Below are 11,894 nucleotides of genomic sequence, written 5' to 3'. Positions count from 1 at the left end.
ATGCTGCTTATTCTTTAATAATTGTTCTACCTGTTGTAGGGACTATTGTAACTTTTTTGCTCTCATTTGTCTTTGTATCAAGAATAGTAAAGGTACCTGCATTTATAGGTGTTCCTCCATAAGTAAAACCAAAGGGTGATTTATTGTTATAGTTAATTTTATATCTTTCAGTAAAACATATTTTTTTTACTAAGATTAATTTCTTTCTTATGTAATATTCTCCTTTGTTTTTATTAATATCAATTTGGTAACCAGCTTCAGGGTATTTCATAGTCTCCATTTGTACAAATCTAACATCTGCTATAAATTCAGCTGCCATCTTATCCATATAACCTAAATCCATATCAACCATTGGAATTGCTATAGTCATTATAATAGATAAAATAGAGATTACCAAAATTACTTCAATAAGAGTAAAACCATTATCATTCATATCCCAATACCTATTTTATAAATTTATTAAGCGTTTGTCAATCTATTTATTTCTAGTAAATGTATATTATAAAATGTAACACTAATTATCTATTTCTCATACAAATCAATTGTTCTGACTCATATTTTTGTTCATCCTTTATAAAATTGATTTTAATTATTATTGCTCTAGCTTCACTTAAGGTCATATTTTCTGGAATAGGTCTTACCCTTACCTCTTTTATATATGTACCTAATTCCGAATTAGCTGAACTAAAAGCATCTCCTTTACCATAAAATAATTTATTATTACGATATTCAAAGATATAACATTCATTATTATCGTCACCATAACGAAATGACAACCTTGTAACAATTTGTTCTCCAGAAATGTTGTTTATTTTCACAGTACCGTTCTGTGCTAATTCTAAATATGATGATTCTAAAATCTTATTGTTCATAAAATTCAAGATATAGTAAGCTTGAAATCGAATCTCTGCATCATTACTTATTTTTCTATAATTTGTAAAATTAAATATTAAAAAATTAATTGATAAACATATAATAATACTAAGCAATCCTAAAGCTATAATTATTTCAATTAATGTAAACCCTTTTTCTTTTGTAATCATAGTAAATTCCTTATTTACATATTTGCCAGTTGTCTATACTTAACAAATCCAATAATTTAAGGTCATTAGATTTAACTTCATAAAAACTTGGCACAACTATAATAAAATCTGCAGATATTATTTTTTCAATTCCCCTACCTGAAATGTATTTCGAACTCACCTTTACCAAGAGTCTATTATTATCAAAAGCTAATATATCCTTATTCGTTACTTCAATATAAGTATTCGGATAATTATAATTCTTTTTTACAATTTTATTTATAATATTTTTTTTAAAATTATTATAAAATATATTTTCACCTTCTATTTGGTTAGAAGGATTTTCATTAATAAAATCATCAGCTGTTTTTTCTGATTCCTCTATTGTCGTTTCTATTAAATAATAAATATCAACATAGGCGTAATTCAAGCCATTTTCTGACATGTAAAATGTTCGCTTGATTTCTGAGTTGGATTTTCTAATTTCATATTGAGTCATCGTTACACTCATAATGGATAGTCCTGTGACTGATATTAATGAAATTATTATAACTAATAAAATCAAAGTGGAGCCCTTATCATTTTTAATCATATCTAACCCCAAAATCAATAATTACCTAAACAACTCTCAAATCACTTTTTAATATATGATTTTCGTTCCTTCTAAGTAATTAACAATTTCTCCTTCATCCATAATTAGTATCTCAATCTTATATAAAAGTCCATTACTATCAGGAGTAATTTTTATTATAACCCCAAATGTTTCATCATCTTGTTCAATTTCTCTTTCATATATACCTTTTATATTATTATATGGATATTTTATTGTATCGATATATTCCATTGCTTTAATTTCTTCCATATAATATTGAGCTTGACTTAAGGTTTTATATTCAAAATCACTTTTATTATTTATTTTCATAGCAAATAAAAACATAGACATTAAAGGACAAATTACTATGCCTAAAACTGCAATAGATATTATAATTTCTACTAAAGTCAAACCTTTATCGTTAATAATATTATTCCTAATCAAAACTTTACCCTCTATTATCAATCAATAGACATTAAAATTCCATAGAAATTCATTTCAATGATTCCATCAACTACTTCATTTTCAGAAAAAAAGATGCTAGCACTTATAATTGCAAAATCAATTTCATTATTTTGAAGAGAATCCAGTAACAATAAAAAATTATTATACGTAGATTTGAATTCCATTTTCACATTTATTATTGTAACTAATTCTTCATTTATTTCTTCATTGTTATCTATTACTTCATTAAAATTAATATTCTCTACCTTTATATCACATAAAGATAAGTGTTCATTTAATATATTTATCACATCTTCTTGATTAATACTTGATAATACTTTCAAACATTTTATATCACTAATTAATTCTTTTTCCCTTCTTTCATAATAATTTTTCAACTTTAAATTTTCTAAAATATTTTCATATTTTAATCTCACAATACTATATTCTTCTTGAATATAATTTGTATTACTTTTAAATAACATTAATTCAGTAACTATAATTATTATTATAAGAGCGACTATTATTAAAATCATAACTTTTATAGTACTACTTAGATTAATTTTGAACCACATCCTCAATATTACAAATTATATAATAAAAGTATTTTATATCAACACCTTGTTGTTGTAATTTGACATCAATATTAGGTACATTTACATCTACAATAAAATCAATATTTCTAATACCTTTTAATAATAGGGACAATTCATCAAGAGAACTAGAAAAGCATTGAATTTGTATGTTTTTATTAACTACAATGACTGACTTAACCTGAGTACCATAGGGTATTACAGAAGCTAATTCTGTAAACATTTGAGAATTTATATTATCATTCTTTCTGACGATTTCATTTAATTTTTTAACTTCATTTTTATATAATTTCATACGTTCAATACTATTCTTAATTTCCTCAATTTCGTTATTGATTTTATTATTCTCATTTATAAACAAACACATAGTTTGTATTTCTCTTTTAAATTCAGCATTTTTAAAATAATTAAATATTCCTTTGAAAGAAATATTTAATATTAATATTGTAATTAATATTAATATATTAATGCTTAAGATGAATTTAAATTTAATTTGCCTCCGCCTTTTAGTATGGAAGTCTAAATGAGTTTTATCGCTAAAAAGGGATACTATTCCATGTAGATATTCATTAGACAATAAACTTTTATTGTTATCTTCTGTTTCTTCTAATAAATACACGTTAGAAATATTAGTAACTAATTCTACTGGTATATCTATACTATCAAAAAATTCTTCAGAAACATCCATTGAATAACTACCAAAAAGATATATTTTATCAATTTGATTATAATTATTAATTGAATAATAATATCTGATATATTTGCTGATTTCTTCCATATATTGATTAAACTCATATTTCAAGATATCTTTACTTGTTTCATATAATATCGGAGTTTCTGCTACTCCTTCTAATTTGTTATCTAAGCAATGATATGTTTTTGTAAAAATATTAATATTATTTTTTATAATGCTAAAGGAAATTGCGTTTTTCCCAAGATTTATAAATCCAACACTATTCTTTGGATTTGCAATATTGTTATTAATAGTCAAATTATTAAGAAAAACAAGTTCAAGGTAATTAGATGATACATCCATACTAATCAAAGGTAATTTGAGCTCTTCTGCTAGTTCGTTATATTGTAAATACATTTTAGAAGGGATACAATAAACAATATATGTGATTTTTTTCAAACCATCTATAATGTATTTTTTAGATTTTTTAAATATAATCTCGTATTGAGATAAATCTATAGAAAGCTGTTGTTCAAGGTCTATTTTAATCATAGACATTACTTCTTTGTTTTTTTTAAGATCCGGTAGCTCTAATTTCCTCACTAATAGACTACTAGTATTAATGGCAAATATACATTTTGTAAACTTCATTTTATGTTCTTTTATAACTTGTTTTATTACTGATTTAATTTTATCATCATCATTAATATATCCATCATCAATGCTATATAAAGGAACTTTTACTATTATAGAGTTTAAAATATTCAAAGTACTACCCTTACGTTTACCTTCAATAATCCTTAAATTTACATTATCAAACTCAATAGATAGTATTCTCGCCATTCTTTACTCCTTATAACTACTTATTATTCATAACATTTACAATCTTTGTATATATAATCTAATCTATACTATTAATAATTTAAATAACATATTATTTACTTCCATAAAAGTATATATATTAAAGCTGAAAAAGATATAAATGGTGCAAAAGGTATTTCATCTTTTAATTTTTTTATTTGCAAAATTAAAAGTATCGTTGAAATTATTGCACCCAAAATAAAGGAAAATAAAATTATAAATACAATTCCATTTATACCAAATATTAGTCCAAGTGAAGCCATAAGTTTTATATCACCACCACCCATTGAATTTGTTAAAACGGCAATGAATAAAAATAATCCAAAACCTATTCCAAATCCTATTAATCTATTAACTATCATTGTTTTGTCATGTAATAAGAAAAATAATCCAAACACTAATACGATGATATTCAACTTATCAGGTATTAATTTGTGTCTTAAATCAATAATACTAATTTCGATTAATAAGCTAATTATAGCGCAATACATAATTGAATCAATGAAAATACCTAGCTTCATTAGCACTAAAACATATAGTACACCATTTAAAATAACTATCATATTCAATCTCCTGATTCATCATATTTATTTTTAAATTTGTTAAATGGATATACTTCATTAGCCAGTTCAGAACCAAAAGTAATTATTACTTTAGTATCAATATAGTTAATTTTTAAATCCTTACCATCATTCGCTCCATACGTAATTGTTTGAAAATCAATATTTTCAAGATAATTTTCTGTTACTAAATCATCAGCAGTATTAATATCATGCTTATTATCAGGATTTTGTATAAAATATAATTCTGCTGCCTTTCCAATCATATTTATTGTTGCTTGATCAGCATCACTTTTTGCTTTTTCTTGTATTTGAAAAAAATTTTGAATGGCTATTGCAGAAATTATTCCTACTATTGCTAAAGTTGCTATAAGTTCTATTAAGGTAAACCCTCTACTATCTTTTAACTTAGCTATTACGTTAAACAATTTATTGCTCCCTTTTATATTTATTTAAACTTACTATCCCCCTGATGCTAATACTGAACTGTCTGCATCATTTCAAACATTGGTATTGCCATTGCTAAAACTATAAACCCTATAATTATCGACATAATGATTATCATTAATGGTTCTATTAATATTGTTAGACGTTGCACTGCTATTTCTACCTCTTCATCATAAAAGTCAGCAGTTTTATCCAACATTTCCTCAATGGTTCCAGAATCTTCACCTATTCTTATCATTTGATGCACCATTGAAGGAAAAATATTTTGTTTTTTCATTTGGTTAGAAAGAGATACCCCTTGCTTAATATCTTCTTTCATTTTTAATATCTTGCTACCTATGTAACTGTTCTCTATAACTAACGAAATTGTATCTAAAGCTTCCAACATCGGTACACCACACCTTAATAAAGTTGCTAACGTTCTAGTAAACCTAAATGTAGCTATTTTTAATTGTAAATTCCTATAGACAGGAACCTTCAGTTTAATATAATCTATCGTAAATTTTACATCTTTCCTCTTCTTTAAAACAGAAATCACAAATACAAATATTATTATAAAATATAATATTATTTGCCAACTATTTTTTATAAACTCGCTTACATTTATAAGAATTTTAGTTATTGTAGGAAGAGGTACTCCAGAACTTAAATACATTTCTATGAAATTAGGCATTACTGAAGTTAATAAAAACATTACTACAACAATAGACACAAACGCTAGCACAGCAGGATATATCATAGCTGAATTAATTTTATTCTCTATCTTATTTTCCTTTTCATAATAATTCGAAAGGCTCCCCATAATATTATCTAAATTTCCACTTAATTCTCCTACTTTAATCATACTTATTAATAAATCTGGTAAAGCCTCGTTATAAATTAAAAATGCCTTTGATAAATTCTTTCCTTTCAACAAATCCTTATATATTTTCTCAATTACTATTCTAAACTTCTTGTTATTAGTTTGAATTTTTAAAATTTTTAAGCTATTTGTAACTGTTATACCTGCCTTTAACATAGAATGTAATTGTTTACAAAATACTGCCAAATCTTTTGATTTGATTTTTTTAGAAAGCCTATTAGCCAACTGATTGTCTATTTTTTTTATTTCAATAATAATATAATTATTCTTCTTCAAAATATATACTAATTCTTCTTTAGAATCCGCATATTGCTTTAATTTTTGCTTTTTTCCAAACCTATCAATAACATTACACTTATATGAAATCATTTATACCTTCCTACTATAATTTAAACAAAACCTGTGAATATTCATCAACTGTTGTTATTCCTGACACAACTAATTTCTTACAATTATCTTTTAAAGTTATCATTCCGTTTGCTTTAGCTATTTTCTCAATATCATCTATATTATTTCCTGTAGAAATTACATTCCTAATCGACTCATCTACTTTCATTATTTCATATATTGCAATTCTGCCAAAATATCCAGTATTATGGCACTTGGGACAACCTTTTCCCTTCCATAATACCATTTTACCGTTTATTTCTAATAATTCCTTTTCATAATTATTTGCTATATATTTATATTTACAACTTGTACAAATCTTCTTTACTAATCTTTGTGCAACTACACCTTTAAGTGCTGCATTTAACAAATAAGATTTTATCCCCATATCTTGGAGTCTAATGATTGTAGAAGGAGCATCGTTTGTATGCAACGTAGAAACTACTAGATGTCCAGTTATAGCCGATCTAATAGCAATTTCTGCAGATTCCTCATCTCTTATCTCACCTATCATAATAATATCTGGATCTTGCCTAAGAATCGAACGTAAACCACTGGCAAAATTCAAACCAACCTTTGCATTAACCTGAACTTGATTAACACCTTCCAATTTATATTCAACAGGGTCTTCAATTGTTATTATGTTCTTATTTATATTATTAAGATCATTAAGAATTGAATAAAGAGTTGTTGTTTTACCACTGCCTGTAGGGCCTACAATCAATATCACTCCATTTGAAAACTTAATAATAGATTCAAAAATATTTATATCATAATTTGTAAAACCAAGTTCTTCTTTTGATTTTAAGAAATTATCCCTATTCAAAATACGCATAACTATTTTTTCTCCATAAACTGTAGGGAATACTGAAATTCTTAAATCAATTGTAAAATCATCAATTTCTATCTCTATTCTACCATCTTGAGGTAATCTGTTTTCAGCTATATTCATACCTGCTATTATTTTTATTCTTGTTGAAATTGCAGATTGTGTTTGCTTTGAAGAACTAATGATTTCCTGCAATTCACCATCTATTCTAAATCTAACTCTGATTCTATCTTTAAGTGGTTCTATATGTATATCACTAGAATCCATTTTTAAAGCTTGTCTTATTAATGAGTTTATTAACCTTACAACTGGTGAGTTTATTACATTTTTATCATCAATTTCTTCTAATACTTTAAGGTTACCACTTAGAAAATTTTCCTTATAATAATCTTCGACTGCCTTCTCTGCACTGCATCTGCTCATGTATTGTTCTATGGCATTATTGATTTGAATTTTAGTTGCAAGAACTATTTCTACATTTTTCCTAGATTCTAACTTAATATCTTCTATGCTTATAATATTGAAAGGGTCGTTCATAGCAATTAGAATTTTGTCTTCATACATATTTATAGGAATTGAATTAGTTCTCTTTGCTAAATTTTCTGAAATATATTTAATTGCTTCAATATTAATTTCATATTCGTCTAAATTTACTATTTTAATTCCCAAATATTTTGATAATACATTTAATATGCCAATATCTGAAGTATAGTTTTTTTCAACTAATATATCTCTAAGTTTCTTTTTTGAAGCTTTTTGAAAATTTAATGCATCCTTAAGTTGTTCTTGTGTTATTTCATTGTTATAAACTAGAATATCTCCAAGTCTAATATTTTTATTGAAGTTTTTCATTTTTACCTCTTAATTCTAGTAATAGTATTTTATTCTATAATTGTAATATTTTGTATATTATTATATTATAATATATATTTTTGTCAATAGTTCTTTCAAATAATATTTTAAAAATAAAAAAAAGACGGTATTTAACCGCCTTTTAGCTTTATACTTATTTTTTTCTTTGTTTATCTTTTGGTACAACACATGTACCAGTTGCTCTACATACAATAATTGGTTCATCTAATACATCACAAGCAGAATCATTTATATCTTTTCTTGGAGCAATTACTTTTCTAGCTTCAAATTTCATCTTTCTTGATGAATTACCAACTGAAGTTATTTCTCCTTCTGCTTCGATATAATCTCCTGCGAAAACAGGTGCAAGAAACTCTACATCGTCATAAGCAACAAATAAGCCTTCATCTCCATCATTCAATATCAAAAGTTCTGTTGCTACATCTCCAAATAGACCAAGCATTCTTGCTCCATCTACTAATTCTCCCCCATAATGTGCATCATGGGCACTCATTCTAAGTCTAATCAATGATTTCATAATTCTTCCTCCAATTTTTTGCCTTTCCTCTTGTCACTTTGCCCCGTGACAAGTTTATTTTAACACTGATAATTGAATTTGTCAATTTATTGAATCTGAATTTACTTAATCCTTAAATGCATCCTTCATTTTTCCAAAGAACCCTTTTTTGTCATCCTTATCAGCATCTTCTCCATATTCTTTAGCAAATTCTTTCAATAATTCCTTTTGCTTATCTGTAAGTTTCTTAGGAACAGTAATCTTTACTCTAACGTATTGATCGCCCTTACTAGAACCTCGCAAATTTTTAATACCCTTATTTTTTAATCTAAATACCGTTCCTGGTTGCATTCCTTCTGGTATATCATATTTTACCTTACCCTCTAAGGTAGGGACTTCTATATTGCCTCCCAAGGCAGCCTTTGTAAATGATATTGGTATTTCACACCAAACATCATAGCCATCCCTTTCGAACAATTCATGCTCTTTAACATTAAGATATACATACAAATCACCAGCTGGACCACCACGTTCACCATGGTTACCTTCGCCTCTAAGAGGTATAACAGAATTAGTATCTACCCCTGCAGGAATATTAATTGAAAGCTTCCTTGATTTTCTTTCTTTACCTGATCCGCCACATGCTGTACACGGTTCCTCTACTACTTCTCCAATACCGTTACATGTTGTACAAGTTTTTGTACTTGCAAATTGCCCAAATGGTGTTCTTTGTACTGTTTTTACATGCCCTGCACCATGACAAGTTGGACATGTCTTTTTACTTGTACCTTTTTTTGCTCCTGAGCCATCGCATACATGACATTTTTCTATACGATTAATTTTTATATCCTTTTTAGTACCAAAAGCTGCTTCTTCAAAGGTTATATCTAGTTTAATTTTCAAATCAGAACCTGCTCTAGGACCAGTTCTTTGTGCTCTAGAACTGCCGCCGAAGCCACCTCCGAAAAAGTCTCCAAATATGTCACCAAATATATCGCCAAAGTCATTAAAATCTGCACCACCGCCAAATCCCTGACTTTGGTCGAAGGCAGCATGGCCAAATTGATCGTATTTTGCCTTTTTATTGGGATCGCTGAGAACTTCATAGGCTTCATTTATTTCTTTAAAATTTGTTTCTGCTTCTTTATTATCTGGATTCAAGTCGGGATGATATTTCTTTGCAAGCTTTCTAAAGGCTGATTTAATTTCCTTATCATCTGCGTCTTTGCTAATGCCTAGAATCTCATAGTAATCTCTTTTTGCCATACATTCTCCTCTCCATTTCAATCCTGAAAATGAACTAAGCTAAATCCCTTAATGGATTTAGCTCATTTCTATTAATTTATGTTACAGACTATTTATCATCGTCATCTTCATTAATTTCTTCGAAATCTGCGTCAACAACATTATCGTCAGACTCAGAAGCTCCTTGATCAAAATTAGGATCTCCTTGTTCTTGCTGAGCACCAGTCTGCGCATAGAGTTTTTGAGCAAGTTTATTAAACTCTTCAGTTAACTTTTCTGTTTTATCTTTCATTTGTGCCGTATCATTACTTTCAATAGCTTTCTTAAGTTCGTCAACAACTGATTGAGCTGCAGCCTTTTCTTCTGGAGAAATTTTACCTTCTAAGTCCTTTATAGTCTTTTCTGTTTGATATACTAGGCTATCTGCATTATTTTTCACTTCAATTTCTTCTTTTCTCTTTTTATCTTCTTCAGCATATTGCTCAGCTTCTTTAACTTTCTTTTCTATATCTTCTTCTGACATTTTAGTTGATGCAGTAATTGTTATTTTTTGCTCTTTACCTGTTCCAAGGTCCTTAGCACTTACATTAACTATACCATTCGCATCTATATCAAATGTAACTTCAATTTGTGGAACTCCTCTTGGTGCAGGCATTATACCTGTTAATTGAAAACGACCTAATGAAATATTGTCTGCAGCCATTTGTCTTTCACCTTGTAATACATGAATATCAACTGCCGGCTGATTATCTGCTGCTGTTGAAAATACTTGACTTTTTTTAGTTGGTATTCTAGTATTTCTATCTATTAACTTAGTAAATACGCTACCTAATGTTTCAATACCTAAAGATAATGGAGTAACATCAACTAACAATATGTCATTTCCAAATTCTCCTGTTAATACTCCACCTTGTATTGCAGCTCCTAAAGCTACACACTCATCAGGGTTAATTCCTTTATGAGGATCTTTACCTGTCAATCTTTTTACTGCATCTTGAACTGCAGGAATTCTAGTAGAACCACCTACTAATAATACTTTGTCAATTTGATTTGCTGATAACTTTGCATCAGACATTGCCTTTTTAACAGGTTCAATAGTTTTTTCTACTAAGAATGATGTTAATTCATTAAATTTTGATCTTGTAAGATCCATGTTCATATGTTTTGGACCTTCTTGAGTTGCAGTAATAAAAGGTAAATTAATATTAGAAGTCATTGCACTTGATAATTCTTTTTTAGCATTTTCTGCTGCTTCTTTTAATCTTTGCAATGCCATTTTATCTTTTCTTAAATCAATTCCATTTTCTTTTTGGAATTGTTCTGCCATATAATCAATAATAACTTTATCAAAGTCATCTCCACCTAGTCTGTTGTTTCCACTTGTAGCTTTAACTTCAAAAACGCCATCTCCAATTTCAAGTATGGAAACGTCAAAAGTTCCTCCTCCAAGGTCATATACCATGATTGTTTGTGTTACATTTTCCTTATCTACACCATATGCCAATGCAGCTGCAGTAGGTTCATTAATTATTCTTTTAACGTCTAAACCAGCTATTTTTCCTGCATCTTTTGTCGCCTGTCTTTGGCTGTCAGAGAAATATGCAGGTACAGTAATAACTGCATCTGTAACAGTTTCTCCTAAATAACTTTCAGCATCTGCTTTTAATTTTTGAAGAATAAAAGCTGATATTTCTTGAGGTGAGTATGCTTTGCCATCTATAGTTTCCTTATAGTCTGAACCCATTTCTCTTTTAATTGATGCTATAGTTTTATCAGGATTAGTAACCGCCTGTCTTTTAGCTGTTTCTCCAACTAATCTTTCTCCTTCTTTTGTAAATGCTACTACTGAAGGTGTTGTTCTTTTTCCTTCAACATTTGTTATAACAACGGCTTCTCCGCCTTCCATAACAGATACACAAGAATTTGTTGTTCCTAAGTCAATTCCTATTACTTTGCTCATTTTTTCCTCCATATAATTTAAAAAAATTTATATTTTATATATTACTATTT

At 27.8% G+C, this 11,894-nt stretch carries 13 protein-coding genes; all 13 read right to left on the bottom strand.

Features of this window, described 5'->3' with window-relative positions; translation table 11 throughout:
- Window positions 1–7 precede the first annotated feature (7 nt).
- The 13 genes from U8307_RS12320 to dnaK all read right to left on the bottom strand — a co-directional run bounded on the left by U8307_RS12320 (window position 8) and on the right by dnaK (window position 11,844).
- Window positions 8–433 carry a prepilin-type N-terminal cleavage/methylation domain-containing protein gene (locus tag U8307_RS12320; RefSeq protein WP_326908288.1) on the bottom strand — a complete coding sequence of 142 codons (426 nt, stop codon included), beginning with the start codon at window positions 431–433 and terminating at the stop codon, window positions 8–10.
- An 85-nt stretch (window positions 434–518) separates the two neighbouring features.
- Window positions 519–1,043, bottom strand: a complete 525-nt coding sequence (locus U8307_RS12315) for a PilW family protein (protein ID WP_326908286.1) — start codon at window positions 1,041–1,043, stop codon at window positions 519–521.
- 10 nt (window positions 1,044–1,053) lie between these two features.
- Entirely contained in the window at window positions 1,054–1,614 is a 561-nt protein-coding gene (locus tag U8307_RS12310; protein ID WP_326908284.1) for a hypothetical protein, read from the bottom strand.
- Between the two features lie 48 nt (window positions 1,615–1,662).
- Window positions 1,663–2,058 carry a prepilin-type N-terminal cleavage/methylation domain-containing protein gene (locus U8307_RS12305; protein WP_326908282.1) on the bottom strand — a complete coding sequence of 132 codons (396 nt, stop codon included), beginning with the start codon at window positions 2,056–2,058 and terminating at the stop codon, window positions 1,663–1,665.
- Window positions 2,059–2,075: 17 nt separating this feature from the next.
- Window positions 2,076–2,594 carry a hypothetical protein gene (locus U8307_RS12300; RefSeq protein ID WP_326908280.1) on the bottom strand — a complete coding sequence of 173 codons (519 nt, stop codon included), beginning with the start codon at window positions 2,592–2,594 and terminating at the stop codon, window positions 2,076–2,078.
- 22 nt (window positions 2,595–2,616) lie between these two features.
- On the bottom strand, window positions 2,617–4,167 hold the full coding sequence (gene pilM, locus U8307_RS12295; RefSeq protein WP_326908278.1) for a type IV pilus biogenesis protein PilM: 1,551 nt from the start codon (window positions 4,165–4,167) through the stop codon (window positions 2,617–2,619).
- Between the two features lie 95 nt (window positions 4,168–4,262).
- On the bottom strand, window positions 4,263–4,748 hold the full coding sequence (locus U8307_RS12290) for a prepilin peptidase (RefSeq protein ID WP_326908277.1): 486 nt from the start codon (window positions 4,746–4,748) through the stop codon (window positions 4,263–4,265).
- Between the two features lie 2 nt (window positions 4,749–4,750).
- Window positions 4,751–5,173, bottom strand: a complete 423-nt coding sequence (locus U8307_RS12285; protein ID WP_326908275.1) for a competence type IV pilus major pilin ComGC — start codon at window positions 5,171–5,173, stop codon at window positions 4,751–4,753.
- Between the two features lie 47 nt (window positions 5,174–5,220).
- On the bottom strand, window positions 5,221–6,423 hold the full coding sequence (locus U8307_RS12280) for a type II secretion system F family protein (protein ID WP_326908273.1): 1,203 nt from the start codon (window positions 6,421–6,423) through the stop codon (window positions 5,221–5,223).
- Window positions 6,424–6,436: 13 nt separating this feature from the next.
- A complete protein-coding gene (locus U8307_RS12275; protein ID WP_326908272.1) occupies window positions 6,437–8,122 on the bottom strand; it encodes a GspE/PulE family protein in 1,686 nt (561 codons plus the stop codon).
- A 154-nt stretch (window positions 8,123–8,276) separates the two neighbouring features.
- Entirely contained in the window at window positions 8,277–8,660 is a 384-nt protein-coding gene (locus U8307_RS12270; RefSeq protein WP_326908270.1) for a hotdog fold domain-containing protein, read from the bottom strand.
- Window positions 8,661–8,765: 105 nt separating this feature from the next.
- Window positions 8,766–9,905 carry a molecular chaperone DnaJ gene (gene dnaJ, locus U8307_RS12265; protein ID WP_326908269.1) on the bottom strand — a complete coding sequence of 380 codons (1,140 nt, stop codon included), beginning with the start codon at window positions 9,903–9,905 and terminating at the stop codon, window positions 8,766–8,768.
- An 88-nt stretch (window positions 9,906–9,993) separates the two neighbouring features.
- Window positions 9,994–11,844 carry a molecular chaperone DnaK gene (gene dnaK, locus U8307_RS12260; RefSeq protein ID WP_326908267.1) on the bottom strand — a complete coding sequence of 617 codons (1,851 nt, stop codon included), beginning with the start codon at window positions 11,842–11,844 and terminating at the stop codon, window positions 9,994–9,996.
- Window positions 11,845–11,894 lie beyond the last annotated feature (50 nt).

It is taken from the genome of Sedimentibacter sp. MB31-C6 (assembly GCF_035934735.1).
Classification (GTDB): domain Bacteria; phylum Bacillota; class Clostridia; order Tissierellales; family Sedimentibacteraceae; genus Sedimentibacter.
The sequence above is the reverse complement of the archived record's forward strand: the minus strand, read 5'-3'. Positions and strand labels throughout refer to the sequence as shown.

What these genes read in the sequence shown, in the direction of transcription:
- dnaK (WP_326908267.1), bottom strand. Translation starts at nt 11,844, where the DNA reads ATGAGCAAAGTAATAGGAATTGACTTAGGAACAACAAATTCTTGTGTA.
- U8307_RS12280 (WP_326908273.1), bottom strand. Translation starts at nt 6,423, where the DNA reads ATGATTTCATATAAGTGTAATGTTATTGATAGGTTTGGAAAAAAGCAA.
- U8307_RS12270 (WP_326908270.1), bottom strand. Translation starts at nt 8,660, where the DNA reads ATGAAATCATTGATTAGACTTAGAATGAGTGCCCATGATGCACATTAT.
- U8307_RS12310 (WP_326908284.1), bottom strand. Translation starts at nt 1,614, where the DNA reads ATGATTAAAAATGATAAGGGCTCCACTTTGATTTTATTAGTTATAATA.
- U8307_RS12275 (WP_326908272.1), bottom strand. Translation starts at nt 8,122, where the DNA reads ATGAAAAACTTCAATAAAAATATTAGACTTGGAGATATTCTAGTTTAT.
- dnaJ (WP_326908269.1), bottom strand. Translation starts at nt 9,905, where the DNA reads ATGGCAAAAAGAGATTACTATGAGATTCTAGGCATTAGCAAAGACGCA.
- U8307_RS12320 (WP_326908288.1), bottom strand. Translation starts at nt 433, where the DNA reads ATGAATGATAATGGTTTTACTCTTATTGAAGTAATTTTGGTAATCTCT.
- U8307_RS12290 (WP_326908277.1), bottom strand. Translation starts at nt 4,748, where the DNA reads ATGATAGTTATTTTAAATGGTGTACTATATGTTTTAGTGCTAATGAAG.
- U8307_RS12315 (WP_326908286.1), bottom strand. Translation starts at nt 1,043, where the DNA reads ATGATTACAAAAGAAAAAGGGTTTACATTAATTGAAATAATTATAGCT.
- U8307_RS12300 (WP_326908280.1), bottom strand. Translation starts at nt 2,594, where the DNA reads ATGATTTTAATAATAGTCGCTCTTATAATAATAATTATAGTTACTGAA.
- pilM (WP_326908278.1), bottom strand. Translation starts at nt 4,167, where the DNA reads ATGGCGAGAATACTATCTATTGAGTTTGATAATGTAAATTTAAGGATT.